Origin of the sequence: Thermorhabdus hydrogeniformans, assembly GCF_049310025.1 — a bacterium.
In the GTDB taxonomy this organism is placed as follows: Bacteria; Bacillota; Thermosediminibacteria; order Thermosediminibacterales; family Tepidanaerobacteraceae; genus JBJYKD01.
Window position 1 is genome coordinate 1 of record NZ_JBJYKD010000036.1, and the last position, 21,804, is coordinate 21,804.

Here is a 21,804-nt window from a genome sequence, read left to right on the forward strand (position 1 = left end):
TGAGCCAGGATCAAACTCTCATGTTCTCGCTTATTTCGCGCTCTTTCGAGCTTTACATCCGGCTTTCCTTCGCCTTCGAACCTTTCGGTCCTTACTCTCTCATGTTGAAACTCTCAGGCGTGACACTGTTCAGTTTTCTAGGTGCTTTGCGCGTCACAGTTATTTATCTTATCACGTATTTAGCTTCTTGTCAATATCTTGCGTCATTTTTGTGATGTCGACTCCAGCCTTCGGCCGCTCTCCACGGCCTCCTCGTGACCGCTCCTGTAATATACCATATCTCCTGCCGCGTTTTCAAATCCCTTTATCGTCATTTATCGACTTTATCCGTGAGTTATTCGCGTTATCCGTGGTTTTAAAGCCGCATTCTTCACGATTCTTCCCTCTGCTTCAGCTTTTTGACCGGATTTTGAAGCAGGGAGACTTCACGCCAGGCCGTATTCTGTATATATTGATTTCTATGATATATTGATTTCTATGCCTTGGGTCTCATGGTGGGGAAGAGTATGACATCCCGGATGGAATATGAGTCGGTCAGGAGCATGACCAGGCGGTCGATTCCTATGCCCAGTCCCCCGGTGGGGGGCATGCCGTATTCCAGAGCGTTTATAAAATCTTCGTCAAATACGTGTGCTTCTTCATCACCCGCTTCCCTTTCTCTTAGCTGTTGCAGGAACCTTTCCCTCTGGTCTATAGGGTCGTTCAGTTCCGAAAAGGCGTTGGCCATTTCCCGGCGGGTGATAAAGGCTTCAAAGCGGTAAGTGAAGGCAGGGTTGTCCTCTTTTTTCTTGGCCAAAGGCGATATCTCGATGGGATAATCCATGATGAAAGTGGGCTGCACGAGATGCTGCTCCACTTTTTCTTCAAATATGAGATTTAATATCTTGCCTTTTGTGTCGTTCTCTCCCAATTCTTCTATATGTAAATCTCCGGCAATCTTTCTTGCCTCTTCGTCACTTTCAACCAGGTCAAAATCTATCCCCGTGTACCGTTTTACCGCCTCCAACATTGTCATGCGCTCCCATGGCGGTGTGAGGTCTATCTCCTCGCCCTGGTACACGACCCTGGTGGTGCCCAGAACATTTAAGGCGATATGGGAAATCATATCTTCCGTGAGTTTCATCATGTCATGGTAATCTGCATAAGCCTGGTATAGTTCCATCATGGTGAATTCCGGGTTGTGCTTTACGGATATGCCTTCGTTCCTGAAATCCTTTCCTATCTCATACACCTTTTCAAATCCACCGACTATAAGCCTTTTTAAGTAAAGCTCGGTGGCAATCCTCAGGTAAAGGTCGATATCCAGGGCGTTGTGGTGAGTAATAAAAGGCCTGGCGGCGGCACCTCCGGCCAGAGGAGACATTACCGGGGTTTCCACTTCGATGAACCCCCGTTCATCAAGATAGTCTCTCATGGTTTTTATTATCTTGCTGCGGAGCATGAAGGTCTTTTTGACCTCCGGGTTTACAATGAGGTCCACGTATCTTTGACGGTAGCGGGTGTCCACATCCTTCAACCCGTGCCATTTCTCCGGCAGGGGCCGCAGGGATTTTGCCAGGAGGGTCAGATTTTCCGCCGAAACCGATATCTCGCCTTTATGGGTTTTAAACACCTTTCCTTCAATGCCGACAATGTCACCTATATCGAGTTTTTTGAAGAGTTCGAAGGTCTTTTCGTCCACGTTGTCCTTTTTAATGTAAACCTGTATCCTGCCCTTATCGTCCTGAACATCAAAAAAAGCCGCTTTGCCATGACCCCTTATGGCCATGATTCTCCCGGCTATATTTACATTCTGTTCTTCCAGCTGTTCAAAATTGTCCTTGATTTGCTGCGAATGGTGCGTGTAATTGTATTTCTGCCCGTAGGGATTAATGCCCATGGATCTTATCTCATCCAGTTTTTGCAACCGCACTCTCATTATTTCGTTGATATCGCTCTGAAAATTTTCCATCAAAAACCCTCCAGATCATTATTTCATTATGTCAAGTATTTCATATCGAATAACTCCCGCCGGGACGTTAACCTCCACCACAGAACCTTTCTTTGCCCCCATGAGAGCCGCACCCACCGGCGACTCGTTTGAAATCTTAAATTCCAGGGGGTTGGCTTCGGCGGAACCCACCAGGGTATATTCAAAGATGTCTCCGCTGTCCAGATCTTTAACCTTTATTTTTGAACCTATACCCACTGTTTCGGTGGAAATATCCACATCATCTATCAATTTCACATTCCTGAGTTTTTCTTCCAGGGCGGCAATTCTGCCTTCTATAAAGGCCTGTTCGTTTTTGGCCTCGTCGTATTCGGAGTTTTCGCTGATGTCGCCAAAGTCAATGGCCTGTTTTATCCGTGCCGCAACCTCCCGGCGTTTTACCGATTTTAGGTATTCCAGCTCCTCCTCCAGTTTTTTGAGACCTTCCTGGGTAAGAACAACTTCTTTTTTAGTCATTTATTTTCTCCCCTCTTATAGTTAATCAAATATTAGCCTTTCAAAATTGCATGTTCCTAATATATGCTCGGAACCTGCGGTTTATTCAGGTAATTACCGGACATGAGCCGTAAAATTTAGAACAAGCACTAATGGTTTCCCATCAGTGCTTGACCTTCTTTCACCTTATACTTCTTAGATATTATAATTCAGCAATCCCGTTCTGTCAAGAATTTTCTTATATTTGCCTTCCGGATTAAAGGGCCGGGCCAACCGTTAAAATACCCAATTAATTACGGTATATGTGCTCAAAAGCATATGTGCCTCAAATTAAAAAAACCGCTGAAATCAGCGGTTTTACAGTATTTTTCTCTTTTTCACTCCTTCGATGTCGGTTATGTTTTTTGCATCTTCCTCAAAAAGCTCCGAGAAATTTTTGAGCTCGATGATGGATAATTCCTTTAATTTCTTTTTCTTTTTTATGCAGTAAGATACCATTTTGCCCACCACCTCATGGGCCTTCCTGAAGGGCATGCCTTTTTGCACCAGGTATTCCGCGTAGTCTGTGGCTCCTGCGTAGCTTTCCTCTAGGGACTTTGCCATGTTCTCTTTTTTGACCTTCATTGAAGACAAAAGCGGAGGCAGCACCGAAAGGCAGGCGGTCACCGTTTCGGCGGTGTCGAAAAGTGCTTCCTTGTCCTCCTGCATATCCCTGTTGTAGGCCAGCGGCAGGCCTTTCATTACCGTCAGCATGGACATGAGATTGCCAAAAACCCTTCCGGCCTTACCCCTGATAAGTTCCAGCACGTCCGGATTTTTCTTCTGGGGCATGATGCTGCTGCCGGTGGCAAAGGCGTCGTCCAGTTCTATGAAGTCGAACTCCGAAGTGTTCCACAGTATAAGTTCTTCCGCCAGCCTGGAAAGATGGACCATCAGTATGCTGCAGCAGGCCATGAATTCCATCACGAAATCCCGGTCGCTCACAGCGTCTACGGTGTTTTCATAAATCTTTGAGAATCCCAGCAACTCCCTTGTGTATTCCATGTCTATGGGCAGTGTGGTGCCGGCCAGGGCGCAGGCGCCGAGGGGCATGATGTCCGCCCCTTTCATGGCCGACGAAAACCTCTCCTTATCTCTCTGGATCATGTAATAATATGCTTTGAGGTGATGAGCCAGGGTCAACGGCTGGGCTTTCTGCAGGTGAGTGTAACCCGGCATCACGGTTTCCCTGTGCACTGTCGCCAGATCCCACAAAACGCCGCCCAGTCTCTCGAGAAGCTTTATTATGCGGTTTATGCTTTCTTTTACGTAAAGGTGCATGTCAAGGGCCACCTGATCGTTACGGCTCCGGGCTGTGTGCAGCTTTCCCGCCACGGGCCCAATTTTTTCAAAAAGGCGGTTTTCTATGTGCATGTGAATGTCTTCAAGCCAGGGAGTGAAGTTAAAACTGCCTTCTTCTATTTCTATTTTTATCTCCAGCAGGCCCTTGATGATTATAGCCGCTTCTTCTTTTGAGATGATACCGGTTTTTGCCAGCATTCTGGCATGGGCTATACTTCCTATGATGTCCTGTTTGTATAGCTTTTTGTCAAAATCTATCGAAGAGGTGAATTTTTCCACCGTTTTATCGGTATCTTTTTCAAAGCGGCCACCCCAGAGTTTTTTGCTCATGATCACCACCCCCGTAAAGACCTTCTATTGAGGGTTGTTTGATATTTTATTGACCATGGCATTTACTTTTGTGGGCAACCCCCAGAGGGTAATGAAACCTCTGGCGGAATCATGGTCGAACATATCTTCAACATCCTGGGCGTAAGTGGCAAGGTTGAGGCTGTAAAGGGAATTGGGCGACTTTCTCCCCACCACTTTGGCGCTGCCCTTGAAGAGTTTTACCCTTACGGTGCCGTTCACCACTTCCTGGGTCTTGTCTATAAAGGCGTCCAGGGCGTCTTTGAGGGGAGAAAACCACAGTCCGTCATAAATAAGTTCCGCGTATTTCTGTTCTATGCTGTATTTGAAGTGAAGCACGTCTTTGGTCAGGGTCAGGTGTTCCAGGTCCTGGTGGGCCTTTATGAGCAGCAGTGAAGCCGGGCATTCATAGTTTTCCCTGGATTTTATGCCTACTAAACGATTTTCCACATGGTCTATGCGTCCAAAGCCGTTCCGGCCCGCGATTTTATTCAGCGTTTCCACCAGTTCCACAGGTGGCATCTGTTTGCCATCCAGAGCTACCGGAACGCCTTTTTCAAAAGTAATCTCCACATACGTGGGGGTGTTCGGTGCCCTGTCCGGTGAAACGGTCCATTCAAAAGCCTCCTCGGGAGGCTCCACCCAGGGGTCCTCCAGCACCCCGCACTCGATGCTGCGTCCCCAAAGGTTCTGATCGATGCTGAAGGGGTTATCTTTTCCTATGGGTACTGGAATGTCGTTCTTCGCCGCATAGTCTATCTCCTCCTCCCGGGACATGGGCCATTCCCGCACCGGGGCTATTATCTGCAATTCCGGGGCCAGGGCCGTCACCGAAACGTCAAACCTCACCTGGTCGTTGCCCTTGCCCGTGCAGCCATGGGCCACCGCAAAGGCTCCCTCCTTTCTGGCCACATCCACCAGAAGTTTGGATATAAGCGGCCTTGACAGTGCGGAACTCAAAGGGTAAACCCCTTCGTACAGCGCGTTGGCTTTTAACGCGGGGAAAGCATATTCCTTTAAGAATTCCTCCCGGGCATCCACCATATATGACTTTATGGCGCCTATTTTTTCGGCCTTTCTTTTTACAAATTCCAGGTCTTTTCCCTCGCCCACATCCACGCAGAGGGCGATTACCTCGCTGTCGTACTTTTCTTTAAGCCACCTGATGGCCACCGATGTGTCGAGGCCACCGGAATACGCCAGGACAATTTTCTTCATTTTATCCTCTCCCTTTTACGGTTTCATAATATGATAAAAAATGACTTTCAGCACCGGAATCAACCCATTATCAGGGTTAAAATGGCCTTCTGGACGTGCAGGCGGTTTTCGGCTTGGTCGAAGACCACCGAGTGAGGGCCCTCCAGCACCTCGTGGGTGATTTCCTCACCCCTGTGAGCCGGCAGGCAGTGCATGACCATGACTCCTTCCGCCGCCACCTCCAGCAGCCCTACATTCACCTGGTAGCCCGAAAAGGCCTTCATTCTGGCTTCCTGTTCCTCTTCCTGACCCATGCTGGTCCAGACGTCGGTATAGAGGATGTCGGCATCCTTTGCGGCTTCGTAAACATCCTCGGTAATGATAATTTTGGAACCGTTAAACCGGGCGTCCACTTCGGCCTTCTTTACCACTTCTTCATCGGGCTGGTAGCCCGCCGGCGAGGCGACGGCTATGTCCATACCCACTTTGGAGCATCCGAAGAGCAGGGAATTGGCCATATTGTACCGCCCGTCGCCGATAAATGCGAGTTTCAGACCCGAAAGTTTTTTCTTCTTCTCATATATGGTAAACAAATCCGCCAGCACCTGGCAGGGGTGAGAGTAGTCGGTGAGGCCGTTTATCACCGGGATATCGGCGTATTCCGCCAGTATCTCCACATCTTTATGGCTGTAAGCCCTTATCATAATTCCGTCCAGGTAGCGGGAGAGAACCCTTGCGGTGTCGGGAATGGTTTCCCCTCTGCCCAGCTGCATGTCGCCGCTGCTCAAAAAAAGCGCATAGCCCCCCAGCTGCCACATGGCCACTTCGAAGGATACTCTTGTCCTGGTGGACGATTTTTGAAAAATCATACCGAGGGTCTTGCCCTTCAGCGGCCTGTAGTCGGCGCCCAGGCTGTGCATGGTTTTTAAAGTCTCTGCGGTTTTTAAAATTTCTTCTATTTCTTCTCTGGATAGATGATAAATGCTCAGCAGGTCTTTGCCCTTTAAGCTGCTGGCCTCGGGCTTTATATAAGGTGTAATGTTCATCGTGACCCCTCCGGAGATTTTTAATAATTATACACTATTATGTATAAATATTCAATAGGGTAATTAAATATTTCATGATTTTTTGCTGAATACATTTCTTGATTATCTGAACTTCTAGGTTTTTTTTGTCTTTGCGGCGGCAGGAAAAATTTGAAAAATAAAAAAGCAACCCCGTTGCAGGGTTGCAATTTGCAGCCGGTACATAATGCTCATCAGTGTTTTTTTACGTTCGCATCAAACTCGTCTTTTACCTTTTTTAATAATTCCGGCTTTTGTAACAGGTCTATGGCGGTCATTGCCAGGGCCTTGGCGGAGAGCACGGCCGCTTCCTTCCCTCTCTCCGAGCCTGCGGCCTCGCAAAATTCTATGGAATGGAGCGCCACATCCCTCTTCGCTATTGCGATGTGAGGATGGATGGACGGCACCGCCTGGCTGACATTTCCCATGTCCGTTGAACCGATGCCCTCTTCTTCATCGCTTATTTCAAGATATCCCAGTTGCTTTAAATTCTGTTTAAACGCTTCCGCCATAGTCCTGTTGGTTATGAGGTTGTCGAAGCCGAATTCGAAATTCCTGTAAGAAAGGCTGGCCCCGGTCGCCAGCTCCGCCGCCCTGGCGCAGGCTATGACTTTCTCCTTTACCTGGAGCATGTGGTCTTTCTCCTTCGCCCTCACATAAAAGCGGGCCACCGCCCTGTCCGGGATAATATTGGGAGCACGGCCCCCTTCGGTAATTATGCCGTGAATTCTCACATCGGATTTCAACTGCTGCCTCAAGGCGTTGATGCCGTTGAACAGAAGTATAATCGCGTCCAGGGCATTTACCCCCATGTGGGGCGCGGCGGCGGCATGGGCGGCTTTACCCGTGTATGTGAACTCCAGGGCCTCCATGGCGAGGGATGTGGCGTATACGGTAGTCCTGTTCCCGGGGTGGACCATCATGGCGGCATCCACACCTTTGAAAATGCCTTTTTCTACCAGCAACACTTTGGCACCGTCGGTCTCTTCTGCTGGCGAGCCCACCAGCATTACCTCGCCGGAAAGTTCTTCACCCAGCGCCCCCAGGGCCGCCGCGGCTCCGAAACTTGCGGCGGCGATGATGTTGTGGCCGCAGGCATGACCTATCTCCGGGAGAGCGTCATATTCCGCCAGAAAGGCTATCCTGGGTCCCGGTTTTGGACCCTTTTTCAGGGCCAGAAAGCCCGTTGGCAGGTCTTCAATTTCACTTACAGAAAAGCCGCGAGCCCCTATTTTCTCTTTTAGCAGCTTTGACGCCTTGAATTCCCGATTTCCCAGCTCCGGATTTCTATGGATCTCGTCGGCCACCTCAAAAATCTCTTGTTTAATGCCGTCGATAAAAGATACAACTTTCTTTTTGAGTTCTTCCATAATAAAAGCCCCCTTACAGTTATGCGGTATAGAAAAAAGACCTCACCATCCCGCCTCAGGATGAGTAAAAATCCACAGGAAGGCAAGGTCTATAAATAGTAAAATACTAAAGCCCCTTACATGCTCTCAATGTATCTTTCCGCCTGCACCGCAGCTATGGCGCCGTCGGCCACCGCCGTCACCACCTGTCTCAGGGATTTCTGCCTGATATCCCCCGCTGCAAAGAGGCCCGGGATGCCGGTTCCCATATTCTCGTCGGTGACCACATAACCGTCCCGGTCCAATTTGACCAGGTCTTTGACAATGGAGGTGTTTGGCAGCCACCCGATGGCCACAAAGACGCCGTTTACAAAGACCGAACTCTCTTCGCCCGTTTTCACGTTTTTCAGCACGACTTCTTCGACGGTATCCTGACCTTTTATTTCCCGGACCACCGAATCCCATATGAATTTGATTTTATCGTTTTTAAAAGCCCTTTCCTGCAGTATCTTGGTGGCCCTCAATTGATCCCGGCGGTGTACAACCTGGACGCTGCTGGCAAACCGAGTCAAATACAGGGCTTCCTCGATGGCGGTGTCACCGCCTCCCACCACCATAACGGGTTTTTCCATGTAAAAGGCGCCGTCACAGGTGGCGCAGTAGGAGACGCCCCGGCCGGTGTATTCCTTTTCGCCCCTTGCCTCCAGTTTCCTGGGCTGTGCGCCCATGGCCAGGATGACGCTTTTGGCTTCGACGATCTCCCCGCTGAGGTGCGCCGCAAAATTTGAACCGGCCTTTTCAACCTTTTTCACATCGCCGTTCAAAAATTGCGCCCCAAACTTCTCGGCCTGGGCCTTCATGCTGTCGGTAAGCTCCGAGCCGCCGACGCCTTCCGCAAAGCCGGGATAATTCTCTATGCGGTCGGTTATGGCCGCCTGCCCGCCGGGGTACATCTTTTCAATAATCACCGTTGAAAGCCTGGCCCTGGCCGCATAAATTCCGGCCGAAAGCCCGGCCGGCCCCGCCCCTATGATGGCAACATCGTAAACCAATTCAAATCCCTCCGTCTTGATAGTATTATTATTAATTTTACCATTTTACCGCCGTCCATCAATATTAAAAATTCAATCGGAACCCTTTTCAAAAAAACCCGAAGCAATGGCAGAATATACTGACCTGCCGCCCCACAGCTGCAACAGGAGGTTTTGAATAAAATAAAAAAAGAAGGACTCGGTCCTTCTTTTACCTCTTGGAGAACTGCGGAGCCCGGCGGGCTTTTTTGAGGCCGTACTTTTTTCTTTCCGTCATACGCGGATCCCTTGTTAAAAAGCCCTCTTTTTTGAGCAGGGGCTTTAATTCACTGTCGATCTTGAGCAGGGCCCGGGCGATGCCGTGGCGCACGGCGCCAGCCTGGCCGGTAAAGCCGCCTCCCTTTACGCTGGCTATAACGTCAAATTTTCCCAATGTATTTGTCACTTGCAGAGGTCTCTTTACGTCTACCCTGAGGGTTTCAAGCCCGAAATACTCTTCCAGCGGCCTGCGGTTGATCACGATTTTACCGGTTCCGGGGACAAGCCATACTTTCGCAACCGATGTTTTTCTCCTGCCTGTGGCCAGAACTCCCTGTTTCATTGCCTTCCTCCTTTCTCCTACAGGTCTAGGGACAGCGGTTTTGGCTGCTGAGCCTCATGGGGGTGCTGCGGTCCGCTGTAGATTTTCAGTTTCTTTATCATCCTGCGGCCGAGAGAGTTGTGAGGCAGCATGCCCCATATCGCTTTGTAAACGGCCTTCTCGGGGCTTCTCTTGAGGAAACTCCTGTAAGTCTCGGCCTTTATTCCCCCGGGATACATGGTGTGGCGATAATAAATCTTTTTATCCAGCTTTTTTCCGGTAAGCACTACTTTGTCGGCGTTTACGATAATCACGTGGTCCCCGGTGTCCACATGGGGAGTGTATATGGGTTTGTGTTTGCCCTTTAATATGGAAGCGACTTTGGCGGCAAGTCTCCCCAGCGGTTTATCCGCGGCATCTATTACGTACCAGTCACGCTTTATTTCTTCCTTTTTTGCCATAAATGTGCTCATTCGTTTCCCTCCTTGAAACTAGAAATATTTTATTATACGGGCATTTTTGTGTCAAGCCCGGCTAGTATACCACTTTTACAAGGCACAGCCCCTGAGGTGGAAGTGTCCTGCCTGCCCGGGTCCTGTCGCCCGACTCCAGGACCGACGCTATTTCGTAAGGCTCCATTTTGTGAAGGCCCACCTCCAGCAGCGTGCCTGCCATAATCCTCACCATGTTGTATAAAAACCCGTCGGCCTCAACTTCCATGGTTATTAAATTCCGGTCTTTGCGGATCTCGAAACGTCTTACCCGGCGCACAGTGGATTTCACCGGGCTGCCGGTGGCTCTGAACGCCTTAAAATCGTGTTCCCCGACGAAGTGAGCCGCCGCTTCTTGCATGGCCTCAATGTCAAGGGACAGGGGGAAAAAGTAGCTGTAATTTCTAAATAACGGCGAGGGAAAAGGGGCATTATATATGGTGTAGGTGTAGACCTTTCCCCGCGCGGAAAACCTTGCGTGAAAATCATCGGGCACAATCTCTGCGCCTTTCACCGCGATATCTTCGGGCAGCCGGCTGTTTATGGCGTAGGGCAGCTTTTCGACGGGGATACGGGTGTCAGTTCTGAAATTGGCCACCTGCCCCAGGGCGTGAACCCCGGCGTCTGTTCTGCCCGCCCCGATGACGCGTATTTTTTCGCCCGTGACGGCGGATATGGCCCTTTCCAGCACTTCCTGGACAGATGGGGCGTTTTTCTGCCGCTGCCATCCGTGATAATTCGTGCCGTCGTATTCCAGCAGTATCCTCACATTCATTTCACACACCTACCATATAAACCGGCTGGCTACGCTCCCCACTGCGATAATTCCGAAGACAATGTAACCGGCCAGGTCCAGAGCCGTCATTTTGAGGTCCTTCATCCTGGTCCTGTTTTCCCCTCCGCGGTAGCAGCGGGCTTCCATGGCCATGGCCAGGTCGTCGGCCCTCCTGAAGGCGCTTATAAACAGCGGCACCAGCAGCGGTACCAGGTTTTTGGCGCGGTTTACAATATTGCCGCTCTCAAAGTCCGCTCCCCGGGCCATCTGCGCCTTCATTATCTTATCGGTTTCCTCCAGCAGAGTCGGTATAAATCGCAGGGCTATGGTCATCATCATGGCCAGTTCGTGGGCCGGAACTCCCAGACGCCTGAAAGGCGAGAGCAGCTTTTCAATGCCGTCGGTGAGCGAGATGGGGGAAGTGGTAAGCGTCAGGAGTGAAGTGCCCACAATAAGCAATATCAGCCTGATGGCCATAAAGGCCCCCTGGGTGAGGCCTTCATAGGTAACGTCCAGCGGCCCCAGCTCGTAAATCACCCGCCCCTTTATCATAAAGGTATTGAGAGCAAAAGTGAGGACAATTATCAGGATCAGCGGCCTCAGGCCCCTCATCATGTATCTGAGGGATATTCCGGACAGAATCGAAGACAGAAGGATAAAGGCAAGGGGAAAGATGTAACCTTGAAAGTTATCCAGTACAAACAAAAGGATCATATACACCAGGGTTATGATAATCTTGGTGCGGGGGTCCAGACGGTGCACCGCAGAATCACCCGGTATATACTGTCCTATGGTTATCTCACGCATGGGCCTTCCTCCTCATCGCCCTCAGTATTTCATCCGTGGCCTCTTCCACCGTCAGCACATCCGCCGACACGTTTTTGCCTCTCTCTCTCAGTTTCTGCATCAGTTCGGTAATCTGGGGCACCCCCAGGCCTATGGAAGTCAGGCCCCTGTAATCTCTGAACATTTCCCTGGCGGGACCGCAGTTTACCATTTTCCCTTTGTGCATCACAGCAATTTTATCCACCAGCCTGGCGATATCCTCCATGCTGTGAGAGACGAGGATAACCGTAATGTCTTTCCGTTTCCTGAGAGCTACTATTTCCCCCAGGATCTCGTCCCTTCCTCTGGGGTCCAGGCCCGCCGTGGGTTCGTCCAGGATAAGCACTTCGGGCTTCATGGCCAGCACACCGGCTATGGCCACTCTGCGCATCTGGCCTCCGCTCAGCTCAAAGGGAGATTTGTCCTTTATTTCTTTGTAAGGGAGGCCCACCAGTTCCAGGGCTTCTTTCACCCTTCTGTCAATCTCTTCATCGGCAAGCCCCATATTCTTCGGACCGAAAGCCACATCCTTTTCCACGGTTTCTTCAAACAGCTGGTGCTCGGGGTACTGGAAGACCAGGCCCACCTTCTGCCTTATCTGTTTTAAGTTCACACCTTTGCTGTGGATGTTGACGCCGTCAACGATTATCTCGCCCACCGTGGGTTTCAAAAGGCCGTTCAAGTGCTGAATGAGCGTGGATTTGCCCGAGCCCGTATGGCCGATTAGCCCCCAGAATTCGCCGTCCTCTATGACCCAGTTTATATCCTGTAAAGCCACAGATTCAAAAGGTGTGTTGGGCATATAGACATGTGTGAGGTTTTTTACAATAATTGACATAAACAATCCACCATTTCCTCAATCGTTAATATATCCGGTCTCACTTTCACGCCTTCCGCTATCAACCGGTGAGCAAGCTCCGTCACCTGGGGTACATCAAGGCCGATATTTTTCAGTCTATCCACTTTTGAAAAGATTTCCCTCGGGCTCCCTTCCAGCGCAATACGACCTTTTTCCATTACTATAACCCTGTCGGCCTGCACCGCTTCATCCATGAAATGTGTAATCAGCACAACCGTCTTTCCTTCTTCTTTATTCAACTTTTTAATGGTGCTGATAACCTCTTTCCTCCCCACGGGGTCCAGCATGGCGGTGGGTTCGTCCAGAATAATGCAATCCGGCCTCATGGCAATAATGCCGGCGATGGCCACGCGCTGTTTCTGGCCCCCTGACAAAAGGTGGGGGGCTTTGCCGGCGAACTCGGAAAGTTCGACGATCTCCAGAGCCTCTTTCACCCGCCTCCTTATTTCGGCCGGCGGCAGGCCGAGGTTTTCCGGCCCGAAGGCCACATCCTCTTCCACCACCGTGGCCACTATCTGGTTGTCGGGATTCTGAAACACCATGCCGGCCTTCTGTCTCACTTTCCATATGTGTTCCGTATTTTTGGTGTTCATCCCGCCCACATACACATCGCCTTCTGTGGGCAGAAAAAGGCCGTTGAAAAGTTTGGCGAGGGTGGATTTTCCGGACCCGTTGGGGCCGATAATGGCCACAAATTCTCCCCTGTCTATCTTTAAATTTATTCCCTTAAGCGCCAGATCCTTGCCGTGGGCATATTTGTAGTAGACGTTCTGTGCTATAATTTCGGCGGCCATGCTACCGCCCCCTTTACAAAATGATCCCAAAAGCTATACCAGTTCCACTACCACCATGGGAGAAGAGTCTCCCCGCCGGGGGCCGATTTTTACGATCCTGACATATCCGCCGTTTCTCTCCTGGTATTTAGGGGCGATTTTGTCAAAAAGGTTTTTTACGGTTGTTTCGTCCAGTACTTCAGCCAGGACCATCCTTCTGGCCGACAGATCGTTCTGCTTGGCCAGGGTTATCATCTTTTCGGTTATCCGGCGAACTTCTTTTGCCCGGGTCTCGGTGGTAATTATCCTGCCGTGTTTTAAAAGCGAAGTTACAAGGTTCTTTAACATCATCTTCCTGTGACCGCTTGGTCTGCCCAGTTTCCTCATCATCTCGACCTCCTTACTCCTCCGATTGTCTCAGTGAGAGATTAAATGCCGCGAGCTTTTCTTCCACCTCTTCGAGGGACTTTTTGCCAAGATTCCTGACCTTCATCATCTCTTCCGGAGTCTTCTGGATCAATTCCTGTATGGTGTTTATTCCGGCGCGTTTCAAGCAGTTGTAGGACCTCACCGATAAATCCAGTTCCTCAATGGGCATCTCCAGGATTTTTTCCCTGTCGTCCTTGTCCTTTTCGATGGGGATCTCAACGCTCCTCACCTGGTTGGTCAATTCCACGAACAGGTTGAAATGTTCTATCAGGATTTTAGCCGCGGCGCTTACGGCGTCGTCGGGCTTTATGGTACCGTTTGTCCATACCTCCAGGGTGAGCTTGTCGTAGTCAGTCCTCTGGCCTACTCTGGTATGCTCCACGCTGTAATTTACCTTGTATACGGGTGTGAAAATGGAGTCAATAGCAATGACGCCTATGGGCTGACCCGGCTTTTTGTTTCTTTCCGATGGCACAAAGCCCTTCCCTTTCTCCAGAGTTAGTTCCATGAAAAGTTTGCCGTCTTTTTCAAGGGTGGCTATGTGATGGTCCGGGTTTGCGATCTCCACATCGGCGTCGGCTATGATGTCTTTCGCCTTTACCTCGCCTTCGCCCTGAGCCTCGATCCGGAGAAGTTTGGGCTCGTCGCCGTGCATAAGTATGGCAAGGCCTTTTATATTCAGGATGATCTCGGTGGTATCTTCCACCACCCCCGGAATCGTGGAAAACTCGTGCTGCACCCCTTCGATTTTTATTGAAGTGACAGCCGCTCCCGGCAGAGAAGACAAAAGTACTCGACGCAGCGAGTTGCCAAGGGTTGTGCCGTAGCCTCTTTCCAGCGGTTCCAACACTATCTTGCCGTAGGTATTATCCGCACTCGTTTCTACCAACTCAATCCTCGGCTTTTCAATTTCTATCATCTAATGTATTACCCTCCTTAATCAAAGTTTTTTATGAGGGCTGATTACTTGGAGTATAGCTCCACTATAAGGTGTTCCTGGATGGGCACATCGATGTCTTCACGCTTTGGCAGGCTCACCACTTCGCCGGTGAGGGTGTCGAAATTCACCGACAGCCAGCCGGGCACGACTTTAGAGGCCCCCGCTTCGGATATCTCCTTGAAAAACGGAAGGCTTCTGCTCTTTTCCCTGATGGAAACGATGTCCTTCTCCTTTACCTGATAGGATGGAATCGTGACTCTCTTGCCGTTAACCTCCACGTGCCCGTACCTCACCAGCTGGCGGGCCTGGGGCCTCGACGAGGCAAATCCCATGCGGTACACCACGTTGTCAAGGCGGGTTTCCAGCAACCTCAGCAGGTTCTCACCGGTTACACCCTTTTGCTTCATGGCCTTTTCATAATAATTCTTGAACTGTCTCTCCAGGACGCCGTAGATTCTCCTGGCTTTCTGTTTTTCCCTCAGCTGTATCCCGTACTCGGAAAGCTTTCTCTTCATCTGGCCGTGCTGGCCCGGGGCATAACCCCTCCTGTCGATGGCGCACTTGGGGGAATAGCAGCGGTCCCCTTTCAGGTACAGCTTCATGCCCTCTCTGCGGCACAGCCGGCAAACCGGACCTGTATATCTTGCCATTAAACTCTACACCTCCTGTAATTTATACGCGTCTTCTCTTCGGCGGGCGGCACCCGTTATGCGGAATCGGTGTCACATCCTTAATCATATTGACTTCCAGGCCCGCCGCCTGCAGAGACCTGATGGCAGCCTCACGGCCTGCTCCGGGACCTTTGACGTACACTTCCACGGATCTCATGCCATACTCAAGAGCCTGTTTGGCCGCCGATTCGGCCGCCATCTGAGCGGCAAAAGGCGTCCCCTTCCGGGAACCTTTGAATCCCACCGTACCGGCGCTGGCCCATGTGATTGGCCGACCGGCCTCATCGGTTATGGTGACAATGGTGTTGTTAAAAGTCGAGTGTATGTGCGCGGCACCCTTTTCAACGCGCCGTTTATCCTTGCGTTTCTTGACAGTTTTTGCCAATTACGTTCACCTCCAATTATATTATTTGCTGCGCCTTACGCCCACGGTCTTGGCGGGACCTTTTCTGGTCCTGGCATTGGTGCGGGTCCTTTGCCCGCGGACGGGCAACCCCTTGCGGTGGCGAATTCCTCTGTAGCAGCCTATTTCTATAAGTCTCTTTATATTGAGCGCCACCTCCCTGCGCAGGTCGCCTTCCACCTTGTAATTCTTCTCAATTATATCCCTGAGCTTGGTAATTTCTCTCTCGGTCAAATCCTTCACCCGTGTGTCGGGGTTTACCTCCGCCTGCTTCAGTATTTCGTTGGCCCTGCTCCTGCCGATTCCGTATATATAAGTGAGTGCAATTTCTACACGCTTTTCTCTCGGCAAATCTACGCCGGCAATTCTTGCCATTTTTCACACCTCCTTTTAACCCTGTTTTTGTTTATGCTTTGGATTTTCACAGATAACCATAACCCTGCCCCTGCGCTTTATTATCTTGCACTTTTCGCAGATTTTCTTCACCGAGGGTCTGACCTTCATGGGCGTTTCCTCCTTTTGAAATTTCTACTTAAAGCGGTATATGATGCGGCCTCGGGTAAGATCATAAGGAGAAAGTTCCACGGTAACCCTGTCCCCGGGTAGAATCCTTATATAATTCATGCGTATTTTCCCGGAAACGTGAGCCAGTATCTTATGACCGTTTTTTAATTCCACCCGAAACATGGCATTGGGGAGAGGTTCGATAACGGTGCCCTCAACCTCAATAACGTCTTCCTTAGACATAAGGTCGCATACGCCTCCTCACACCTGGCTGGATTCCTCATCTTTTAAATTTAAATCCACCAGTTCTTCCAGGGCCCTTCTTATTTCCTCATTGTATATCTTTTTATTGTTTTCGATTTTTTCGGCTATGAAGCCCGCTCTCTTGTTCAATATCTTGAGGTGTTTTATTTTTTTCTTCTTGGGATTTTCCACCCTTCGCAAAACACCGTCCGCCACGTAGACGTACTGTGAGTCCAGTATTTTTATGACCAGCATGAACCGTCCCTTATCACGACCGGCACAGGACAAAACCAATTGCCCCAACTTAAGTTCCGGCATACAAACACCTACCTAAATCATAGTCAGTATCCGGGGTTCGCCTTCGGTAATGGCGATGGTATTTTCGTAATGAGCGGATAAGCTTCCATCTTTTGTAACCACCGTCCATCGGTTTTCCAGCGTATAAACTTCATAATCCCCGGCGTTTACCATCGGCTCAATGGCAAAGGTCATCCCGGCTTTAAGTCTCGGCCCCTTGTGGGGCGGGCCGTAATTGGGTATCTGGGGGTCCTCATGCATTTTCTGCCCTATCCCGTGGCCCACATAATCCCTTACCACGGAAAAATTCCTGCTCTCCACATAGGTCTGGATGGCATGGGATATGTCCGAAAGTCTGTAGCCGGGCTTTGCAAAAGCGATACCGGCAAAAAAGCTTTCCCTGGTGACCTCTATCAGCCGCATGGCCTCAGGGGCAACCTTTCCTACGGGATAGGTCCTGGCGGCATCGCCGTAATAACCGTCGACCACCGCCCCGATATCTATACTTATAATATCACCATCTTTAAGGGTTCTTAATCCAGGTATGCCATGTACTACCTCTTCATTGATCGAAGTGCAGATGGAAGCGGGGAATCCCCGGTAACCCTTAAAAGCCGGCACCGCGCCGTGGCTCAGTATAAATTCTTCTGCAATCTTATCCAGTTCTCCGGTGGTAATCCCCGGCCTGATATTTTTTTCTATCTCCTCGAGGGCCAGAGCCACTATCCTTCCGGCTTCCTGCATAAGATCGATTTCTCTCCGGGATTTTAAAATTATCATGGCTCTTCGCCTCTTAGCCGGTTCATAATATCCTTAAACACCGCGTCAATCGGTCTTGCCCCGTCTATGTCTATCAATAATTTCGCCCGCCTGTAATAATCTATTAAAGGCGCCGTCTCGCTCTCGTAAACCCGGAGACGGTTCCTTACGGTATCTATTTTGTCATCGGGCCTGGTGATGAGCTTTCCTCCGCATTTATCGCATATGCCCTGTGTCCCGGGAGGGCTGTATTTTACATGGTAAGTGGCCCCGCACGAGCTGCAGACCCGCCTGCCCGTAAACCTCTCTATAAGCTCGTCTCCGGGAACAGTGATGTTTAAAACCGCATCCAGGCGCAGGCCCTGATCCTCCAAAAATTCATCCAGACTCACAGCCTGCGGGATGGTCCTGGGGAACCCGTCCAGTACAAATCCTCTGAGGCAATCCGGCTGTTTGAGTCTCTCTTTTACTATACCCACAACTATTTCGTCGGGCACCAGAAGCCCCTTATCCATATATTCTTTTGCCTTTTTGCCCAGGGGAGTCTCATCGTTTATCGCTTTTCTAAAAATTTCGCCGGTAGAAATCGGAGGAATATTCAGCTTCTCCGCGATTTTGACGGCCTGGGTCCCCTTGCCGGCTCCCGGAGGCCCCAGCATGATAATGCGCACTTTGAATCACTCCTATTTTAGAAAGCCCTGGTAGTGCCTCATGAGCATCTGTGCCTCGATGAGCTTCATGGTTTCCAGAGCGACTCCCACCACGATCAAAAGCGCCGTACCTCCAAAGTAGATGTTTAGAGAAGTGACACTCGTGGTGAGGTATGGAAGTATGGCTATTGCGGCAAGAAATATGGCCCCTACAAGGGTTATCCTGGTCATAATTCTATCAAGGTACTCGGCCGTAGGCCTGCCCGGCCTCAAGCCCGGTATGAAGCCCCCGTATTTTTTCATATTCTCCGCCACTTCCACCGGATTGAAGGTGACCGCGGTGTAGAAATACGTGAAGAAAATTATCAAAATCGCGTACAGGCTGGCGTAAAGCCAACCACCGGGTTTAATGAAATTTGCTATACCGACGGCTATCTTGCTGTTGGGGAAAAATCCGGCCACCGTGCTGGGGAAAAGCAGAATGGACAGCGCGAAAATAACCGGGATAACACCCGCCGCGTTCACTTTTATGGGTATATGGGTGGACTGTCCCCCGTATACCCTTCTGCCTACAACCCTCTTGGCGTACTGAACGGGGACGCGCCGCTCCGCCTGCTGCACCGCTATGACCCCGACAATTACAGCCAGGGCAAACACCGCAAAAACAATAACCATGAAAATGTTGGTTGTCCCCACTCTTATCAGTTGATAAAGCTGGTACGCACCGCTGGGCAGTCTCGAGACTATACCCGCAAATATCAGGAGAGAAATGCCGTTGCCAATCCCCTTGTCGGTTATCTGCTCACCCAGCCACATGAGGAACGCCGTTCCGGCCGTGAGGCTTATCACCACGATGATGCTGTCCAGTATGCTGTGATGTTTCATGGCGCCGGAAAAACCTATGGAAAGGCCTATGGCTTGAATGAGAGCCAGGATAACCGTTCCATAACGGGTATACTGGGCGAGCACCTTGCGGCCTGCCTCCCCTTCTTTGGCCAGTTCCTCCCATCGGGGGATGACTATGGTCAGAAGCTGCACAATAATGGATGCGTTAATATACGGGGTGATGCTCATGGCGAAAACCGAAAATTGTTTAAAAGCGCCGCCCGAGATGATGTCAAAAAACCCCAGAAGCGCACCCTTTTCAATCATTGCCTTGACGGCTGCTGGGTCCATGCCCGGCACCGGCACGAAGGCGCCCACCCTGAAAACCACCAGCATGAGCACCGTGAACTGGATTCTTTTCCTCAAGTCGGGTATTCTCCAGGCATTCTTCAGAGCCTCGAGCATTTAAATCACCTCTGCCTTTCCACCGGCAGATTCAATCTTTTCTTTTGCCGATTTGGAAAACGCGTGGGCCGCCACATCGACCTTGACCTTGAGCTCGCCGTCTCCAAGAACCTTTATCCCGTCTTTGACGTTCTTTATGAGCCCTTTTTCGATCAATAGTTCAGGAGTTACTCTGGTGTTTTCTTCAAAGCGGTTTAGGTCTTTGACATTTATTACCGCATATTCCTTCTTGAATATGTTTGTGAACCCTCTCTTCGGCAGCCTCCTGTAAAGGGGCATCTGGCCGCCTTCAAAACCCGGTCGCACCCCCCCGCCGCTTCGAGCGTTTTGACCTTTATGCCCGCGGGTGGAAGTCTTGCCGTGCCCGGAACCTATGCCCCGGCCCACCCTTTTGGGCTTTTTGGTGGAACCCTCGGCGGGAGATAGATCATGCAATCTCATGGTTTACACCTCCTCCTACCAGAAATTATCCTAAAAGCTCTTCTACCGTTTTACCCCTGAGCTTTGCCACTTCTTCGGCTCTCTTCAGTTGCTTCAGCGCCTCCATCGTTGCATTGACCATATTTCTTGCATTGTTGGACCCCAGGGATTTGCTCACGACGTTTTTGACACCGGCCAGCTCGAGGACGGCCCTTACCGGACCTCCAGCTATGACTCCAGACCCTTCCGGGGCGGGTTTTATTAGAACCTTGCCTGCGCCGAACTCGCCCAGGGCCTCATGGGGGATGGTACCTTCCACCAGCGGAATTTCTATCATATTCTTCTTGGCATCCTCTATACCTTTGCGGATCGCATCGGGGATCTCCTGGGCTTTACCGGTGCCTATCCCCACCTTGCCGTTTTTATTTCCGACCACCACCAGCACCGCGAACCTGAAGTTCTTGCCGCCCTTGACAACCTTGGCCACGCGGTTGATGGAAACCACTTTTTCCACAAATTCCTGTTCTTCAAAATTCTTGCGCTGCAATCACTTCGCCTCCCTTCTAAAATTCCAGTCCCGCTTCTCTGGCCGCCTCCGCCAGGGCTTTCACACGGCCGTGATACAGGTATCCGCCTCTGTCGAAAGCCACTTTTTTAATGCCCTTTTCAAGCGCTCTTCTGGCGATCAGTTCTCCCACTTTTCTTGCCGATTCCACATTGCACCCGGTCACGCTGTCTTTTATAGCTGGGTCCAGCGTCGACGCGGCCACCAGGGTGGTGCCTTCTTCGTCGTTGATTATCTGTGCGTATATGTGTTTCAGGCTTTTATATACGTTGAGTCTGGGCCTTTCCTGGGTGCCGAAGATTTTTTTGCGGACCCTGAGATGCCTTCTTTTTCGGGCAATCTTGCGAGATTCCTTTTTTAGCATGTATGTCCCTCCCTGTACCTTATTTTGCTCCGGCCTTGCCTACCTTGCGCCTTATGACCTCGTCTTCGTATCTTATGCCCTTGCCTTTATACGGTTCAGGTTCCCTCACTTTCCTTATGTTCGCCGCCACCTGGCCCACCAGCTCTTTGTCGATGCCCTTCACGACGATCTTGTTGGGTGCCGGGACCTCAAACTCTATGCCTTTTGGCGGCTCGATTTCCACAGGGTGAGAGTATCCAACTGTAAGCACCAGTTTGCTGCCCTGTTTTGCCGCCCTGTAGCCGACTCCTTCCATTGAAAGCCTTTTTTCAAAACCTTCCACCACACCTTTGACCATATTGGAAATCAATGTGCGGGTAAGCCCGTGCAGCGCCCTGTGCATGTTGTCATCCGACGGCCGTTCCACTATGATTTTGTCATCTTCCTCTTTTATTTTCATTTCTCTATGAAACTGGCGGCTGATGCTGCCTTTGGGGCCTTTGACCGTCACCGTATTTCCTTCGATTTTTACTTCGACTCCCTGGGGAATTTTTACGGGCTTTTTGCCAATTCTGGACATTCCGTCGCACCTCCTAGCTATAAGTTACCATACGTAGCAGATGACTTCCCCGCCGACTCCTTCTCGCCTGGCCTGTTTGTCGGTCATGATTCCTTTGGATGTGGAAAGAATCACTGTGCCAAGACCGCCCATAACCTTGGGGATCTCGTCCTTTCGAGCGTATATCCTGAGCCCCGGCTTTGATATCCGCTTGAGGCCGGTCAGGACTCTTTTCTTATTGGGTCCATATTTCAGGCGTATCTTCAATATTCCCTGCTTGCCGTCGTCGATGACCTCAAAATCTTCGATGTAGCCCTCGTCCTTTAAAGTCTGGGCAATGGCCTTCTTCATATTGGAGCACGGGACTTCAACAGTGGGATGACCCGCATCGTTGGCGTTCCGTATGCGAGTTAGCATATCAGCAATTACGTCCGTCATAGCCAATGTAACTACCTCCCTTCGTTCTGCATCCATTTACCAGCTGGCCTTTTTAACACCCGGTATTTGACCGCGGTGTGCCAGCTGTCTGAAACATATACGGCACACGCCGAATTTTCTCAAATAGGCATGGGGTCTGCCGCATATCTGGCACCGGTTGTACTTCCGGGTGGAAAACTTCGGGGTCCTTTTCTGCTTGGCTATCAGCGATTTTTTTGCCACCATCTTCCCTCCT

General features: G+C 50.5%; 30 protein-coding genes. All 30 read right to left on the bottom strand.

Features of this window, described 5'->3' with window-relative positions:
- Nucleotides 1–475: 475 nt before the first annotated feature.
- Nucleotides 476–1,951: a lysine--tRNA ligase gene (lysS, locus tag ACKX14_RS13660; RefSeq protein ID WP_422448572.1), complete on the bottom strand. Its 1,476-nt coding sequence runs from the start codon at nt 1,949–1,951 to the stop codon at nt 476–478.
- 18 nt (nt 1,952–1,969) lie between these two features.
- Entirely contained in the window at nt 1,970–2,446 is a 477-nt protein-coding gene (gene greA / locus ACKX14_RS13665; protein WP_422448574.1) for a transcription elongation factor GreA, read from the bottom strand.
- A 336-nt stretch (nt 2,447–2,782) separates the two neighbouring features.
- Nucleotides 2,783–4,096, bottom strand: a complete 1,314-nt coding sequence (gene argH, locus ACKX14_RS13670) for an argininosuccinate lyase (protein WP_422448576.1) — start codon at nt 4,094–4,096, stop codon at nt 2,783–2,785.
- A gap of 24 nt (nt 4,097–4,120) precedes the next feature.
- Nucleotides 4,121–5,332: an argininosuccinate synthase gene (locus tag ACKX14_RS13675; protein WP_422448578.1), complete on the bottom strand. Its 1,212-nt coding sequence runs from the start codon at nt 5,330–5,332 to the stop codon at nt 4,121–4,123.
- 59 nt (nt 5,333–5,391) lie between these two features.
- Nucleotides 5,392–6,357, bottom strand: a complete 966-nt coding sequence (gene argF, locus ACKX14_RS13680; protein ID WP_422448580.1) for an ornithine carbamoyltransferase — start codon at nt 6,355–6,357, stop codon at nt 5,392–5,394.
- A 212-nt stretch (nt 6,358–6,569) separates the two neighbouring features.
- Nucleotides 6,570–7,745 carry a M20 family metallopeptidase gene (locus ACKX14_RS13685; protein WP_422448582.1) on the bottom strand — a complete coding sequence of 392 codons (1,176 nt, stop codon included), beginning with the start codon at nt 7,743–7,745 and terminating at the stop codon, nt 6,570–6,572.
- 116 nt (nt 7,746–7,861) lie between these two features.
- Nucleotides 7,862–8,776, bottom strand: a complete 915-nt coding sequence (trxB, locus tag ACKX14_RS13690) for a thioredoxin-disulfide reductase (protein WP_422448584.1) — start codon at nt 8,774–8,776, stop codon at nt 7,862–7,864.
- 190 nt (nt 8,777–8,966) lie between these two features.
- Nucleotides 8,967–9,356 (bottom strand): 30S ribosomal protein S9, encoded by a 390-nt coding sequence (rpsI, locus tag ACKX14_RS13695; protein ID WP_422448586.1) that lies wholly within the window; start codon nt 9,354–9,356, stop codon nt 8,967–8,969.
- Between the two features lie 17 nt (nt 9,357–9,373).
- Nucleotides 9,374–9,808, bottom strand: a complete 435-nt coding sequence (gene rplM / locus ACKX14_RS13700) for a 50S ribosomal protein L13 (protein ID WP_422448587.1) — start codon at nt 9,806–9,808, stop codon at nt 9,374–9,376.
- A gap of 61 nt (nt 9,809–9,869) precedes the next feature.
- Complete coding sequence (gene truA / locus ACKX14_RS13705; RefSeq protein ID WP_422448589.1) at nt 9,870–10,601, bottom strand: tRNA pseudouridine(38-40) synthase TruA; 732 nt, start codon at nt 10,599–10,601, stop codon at nt 9,870–9,872.
- Between the two features lie 9 nt (nt 10,602–10,610).
- Nucleotides 10,611–11,408: an energy-coupling factor transporter transmembrane component T family protein gene (locus ACKX14_RS13710; protein ID WP_422448591.1), complete on the bottom strand. Its 798-nt coding sequence runs from the start codon at nt 11,406–11,408 to the stop codon at nt 10,611–10,613.
- Nucleotides 11,401–12,264, bottom strand: coding sequence for an energy-coupling factor transporter ATPase (locus ACKX14_RS13715; protein WP_422448593.1), 864 nt, complete (start codon nt 12,262–12,264; stop codon nt 11,401–11,403). Before ACKX14_RS13715 ends, ACKX14_RS13710 begins: the two co-directional genes overlap by 8 nt.
- Entirely contained in the window at nt 12,249–13,079 is an 831-nt protein-coding gene (locus tag ACKX14_RS13720; RefSeq protein WP_422448595.1) for an energy-coupling factor transporter ATPase, read from the bottom strand. The genes ACKX14_RS13715 and ACKX14_RS13720 overlap by 16 nt, the downstream gene beginning before the upstream one ends.
- 33 nt (nt 13,080–13,112) lie before the next feature.
- Nucleotides 13,113–13,445, bottom strand: a complete 333-nt coding sequence (gene rplQ, locus ACKX14_RS13725; protein WP_422448654.1) for a 50S ribosomal protein L17 — start codon at nt 13,443–13,445, stop codon at nt 13,113–13,115.
- Between the two features lie 13 nt (nt 13,446–13,458).
- Nucleotides 13,459–14,406, bottom strand: coding sequence for a DNA-directed RNA polymerase subunit alpha (locus ACKX14_RS13730; protein ID WP_422448597.1), 948 nt, complete (start codon nt 14,404–14,406; stop codon nt 13,459–13,461).
- A 44-nt stretch (nt 14,407–14,450) separates the two neighbouring features.
- Complete coding sequence (gene rpsD / locus ACKX14_RS13735) at nt 14,451–15,077, bottom strand: 30S ribosomal protein S4 (protein ID WP_422448599.1); 627 nt, start codon at nt 15,075–15,077, stop codon at nt 14,451–14,453.
- A 22-nt stretch (nt 15,078–15,099) separates the two neighbouring features.
- Nucleotides 15,100–15,483, bottom strand: a complete 384-nt coding sequence (gene rpsK, locus ACKX14_RS13740; RefSeq protein WP_422448601.1) for a 30S ribosomal protein S11 — start codon at nt 15,481–15,483, stop codon at nt 15,100–15,102.
- 21 nt (nt 15,484–15,504) lie between these two features.
- Nucleotides 15,505–15,876 (bottom strand): 30S ribosomal protein S13, encoded by a 372-nt coding sequence (gene rpsM / locus ACKX14_RS13745; RefSeq protein ID WP_422448603.1) that lies wholly within the window; start codon nt 15,874–15,876, stop codon nt 15,505–15,507.
- Between the two features lie 15 nt (nt 15,877–15,891).
- Nucleotides 15,892–16,005: a 50S ribosomal protein L36 gene (rpmJ, locus tag ACKX14_RS13750; RefSeq protein ID WP_213975298.1), complete on the bottom strand. Its 114-nt coding sequence runs from the start codon at nt 16,003–16,005 to the stop codon at nt 15,892–15,894.
- Nucleotides 16,006–16,029: 24 nt separating this feature from the next.
- Entirely contained in the window at nt 16,030–16,248 is a 219-nt protein-coding gene (gene infA, locus ACKX14_RS13755; RefSeq protein ID WP_422448606.1) for a translation initiation factor IF-1, read from the bottom strand.
- Between the two features lie 18 nt (nt 16,249–16,266).
- Entirely contained in the window at nt 16,267–16,566 is a 300-nt protein-coding gene (locus ACKX14_RS13760; RefSeq protein ID WP_422448608.1) for an RNA-binding protein, read from the bottom strand.
- A gap of 12 nt (nt 16,567–16,578) precedes the next feature.
- The gene (gene map / locus ACKX14_RS13765) at nt 16,579–17,325 is read right to left on the bottom strand and encodes a type I methionyl aminopeptidase (protein ID WP_422448610.1); all 747 of its coding nucleotides are present in this window, start codon (nt 17,323–17,325) and stop codon (nt 16,579–16,581) included.
- On the bottom strand, nt 17,322–17,975 hold the full coding sequence (locus tag ACKX14_RS13770; protein ID WP_422448612.1) for an adenylate kinase: 654 nt from the start codon (nt 17,973–17,975) through the stop codon (nt 17,322–17,324). The genes map and ACKX14_RS13770 overlap by 4 nt, the downstream gene beginning before the upstream one ends.
- A 12-nt stretch (nt 17,976–17,987) precedes the next feature.
- Nucleotides 17,988–19,244 carry a preprotein translocase subunit SecY gene (gene secY, locus ACKX14_RS13775; protein WP_422448614.1) on the bottom strand — a complete coding sequence of 419 codons (1,257 nt, stop codon included), beginning with the start codon at nt 19,242–19,244 and terminating at the stop codon, nt 17,988–17,990.
- The gene (rplO, locus tag ACKX14_RS13780; protein ID WP_422448616.1) at nt 19,245–19,685 is read right to left on the bottom strand and encodes a 50S ribosomal protein L15; all 441 of its coding nucleotides are present in this window, start codon (nt 19,683–19,685) and stop codon (nt 19,245–19,247) included.
- 25 nt (nt 19,686–19,710) lie between these two features.
- Nucleotides 19,711–20,211, bottom strand: coding sequence for a 30S ribosomal protein S5 (gene rpsE, locus ACKX14_RS13785; protein WP_422448618.1), 501 nt, complete (start codon nt 20,209–20,211; stop codon nt 19,711–19,713).
- 16 nt (nt 20,212–20,227) lie between these two features.
- Nucleotides 20,228–20,593, bottom strand: coding sequence for a 50S ribosomal protein L18 (gene rplR / locus ACKX14_RS13790; RefSeq protein WP_422448620.1), 366 nt, complete (start codon nt 20,591–20,593; stop codon nt 20,228–20,230).
- A gap of 19 nt (nt 20,594–20,612) precedes the next feature.
- Complete coding sequence (rplF, locus tag ACKX14_RS13795) at nt 20,613–21,152, bottom strand: 50S ribosomal protein L6 (protein ID WP_422448622.1); 540 nt, start codon at nt 21,150–21,152, stop codon at nt 20,613–20,615.
- Nucleotides 21,153–21,176: 24 nt separating this feature from the next.
- On the bottom strand, nt 21,177–21,575 hold the full coding sequence (gene rpsH, locus ACKX14_RS13800; RefSeq protein WP_422448624.1) for a 30S ribosomal protein S8: 399 nt from the start codon (nt 21,573–21,575) through the stop codon (nt 21,177–21,179).
- A 30-nt stretch (nt 21,576–21,605) separates the two neighbouring features.
- Nucleotides 21,606–21,791 (bottom strand): type Z 30S ribosomal protein S14, encoded by a 186-nt coding sequence (locus ACKX14_RS13805; protein WP_422448626.1) that lies wholly within the window; start codon nt 21,789–21,791, stop codon nt 21,606–21,608.
- Nucleotides 21,792–21,804 lie beyond the last annotated feature (13 nt).

What these genes read in the sequence shown, in the direction of transcription:
- rpsM (WP_422448603.1), bottom strand. Translation starts at nt 15,876, where the DNA reads ATGGCAAGAATTGCCGGCGTAGATTTGCCGAGAGAAAAGCGTGTAGAA.
- rplM (WP_422448587.1), bottom strand. Translation starts at nt 9,808, where the DNA reads ATGAGCACATTTATGGCAAAAAAGGAAGAAATAAAGCGTGACTGGTAC.
- ACKX14_RS13760 (WP_422448608.1), bottom strand. Translation starts at nt 16,566, where the DNA reads ATGCCGGAACTTAAGTTGGGGCAATTGGTTTTGTCCTGTGCCGGTCGT.
- rplQ (WP_422448654.1), bottom strand. Translation starts at nt 13,445, where the DNA reads ATGAGGAAACTGGGCAGACCAAGCGGTCACAGGAAGATGATGTTAAAG.
- rplF (WP_422448622.1), bottom strand. Translation starts at nt 21,152, where the DNA reads ATGTCCAGAATTGGCAAAAAGCCCGTAAAAATTCCCCAGGGAGTCGAA.
- rplR (WP_422448620.1), bottom strand. Translation starts at nt 20,593, where the DNA reads ATGCTAAAAAAGGAATCTCGCAAGATTGCCCGAAAAAGAAGGCATCTC.
- argH (WP_422448576.1), bottom strand. Translation starts at nt 4,096, where the DNA reads ATGAGCAAAAAACTCTGGGGTGGCCGCTTTGAAAAAGATACCGATAAA.
- rpsD (WP_422448599.1), bottom strand. Translation starts at nt 15,077, where the DNA reads ATGGCAAGATATACAGGTCCGGTTTGCCGGCTGTGCCGCAGAGAGGGC.
- ACKX14_RS13685 (WP_422448582.1), bottom strand. Translation starts at nt 7,745, where the DNA reads ATGGAAGAACTCAAAAAGAAAGTTGTATCTTTTATCGACGGCATTAAA.
- rpmJ (WP_213975298.1), bottom strand. Translation starts at nt 16,005, where the DNA reads ATGAAGGTCAGACCCTCGGTGAAGAAAATCTGCGAAAAGTGCAAGATA.
- rplO (WP_422448616.1), bottom strand. Translation starts at nt 19,685, where the DNA reads ATGAGATTGCATGATCTATCTCCCGCCGAGGGTTCCACCAAAAAGCCC.
- map (WP_422448610.1), bottom strand. Translation starts at nt 17,325, where the DNA reads ATGATAATTTTAAAATCCCGGAGAGAAATCGATCTTATGCAGGAAGCC.
- argF (WP_422448580.1), bottom strand. Translation starts at nt 6,357, where the DNA reads ATGAACATTACACCTTATATAAAGCCCGAGGCCAGCAGCTTAAAGGGC.
- truA (WP_422448589.1), bottom strand. Translation starts at nt 10,601, where the DNA reads ATGAATGTGAGGATACTGCTGGAATACGACGGCACGAATTATCACGGA.
- infA (WP_422448606.1), bottom strand. Translation starts at nt 16,248, where the DNA reads ATGTCTAAGGAAGACGTTATTGAGGTTGAGGGCACCGTTATCGAACCT.
- ACKX14_RS13710 (WP_422448591.1), bottom strand. Translation starts at nt 11,408, where the DNA reads ATGCGTGAGATAACCATAGGACAGTATATACCGGGTGATTCTGCGGTG.
- secY (WP_422448614.1), bottom strand. Translation starts at nt 19,244, where the DNA reads ATGCTCGAGGCTCTGAAGAATGCCTGGAGAATACCCGACTTGAGGAAA.
- greA (WP_422448574.1), bottom strand. Translation starts at nt 2,446, where the DNA reads ATGACTAAAAAAGAAGTTGTTCTTACCCAGGAAGGTCTCAAAAAACTG.
- ACKX14_RS13715 (WP_422448593.1), bottom strand. Translation starts at nt 12,264, where the DNA reads ATGTCAATTATTGTAAAAAACCTCACACATGTCTATATGCCCAACACA.
- lysS (WP_422448572.1), bottom strand. Translation starts at nt 1,951, where the DNA reads ATGGAAAATTTTCAGAGCGATATCAACGAAATAATGAGAGTGCGGTTG.
- ACKX14_RS13720 (WP_422448595.1), bottom strand. Translation starts at nt 13,079, where the DNA reads ATGGCCGCCGAAATTATAGCACAGAACGTCTACTACAAATATGCCCAC.
- ACKX14_RS13675 (WP_422448578.1), bottom strand. Translation starts at nt 5,332, where the DNA reads ATGAAGAAAATTGTCCTGGCGTATTCCGGTGGCCTCGACACATCGGTG.
- rpsI (WP_422448586.1), bottom strand. Translation starts at nt 9,356, where the DNA reads ATGAAACAGGGAGTTCTGGCCACAGGCAGGAGAAAAACATCGGTTGCG.
- ACKX14_RS13730 (WP_422448597.1), bottom strand. Translation starts at nt 14,406, where the DNA reads ATGATAGAAATTGAAAAGCCGAGGATTGAGTTGGTAGAAACGAGTGCG.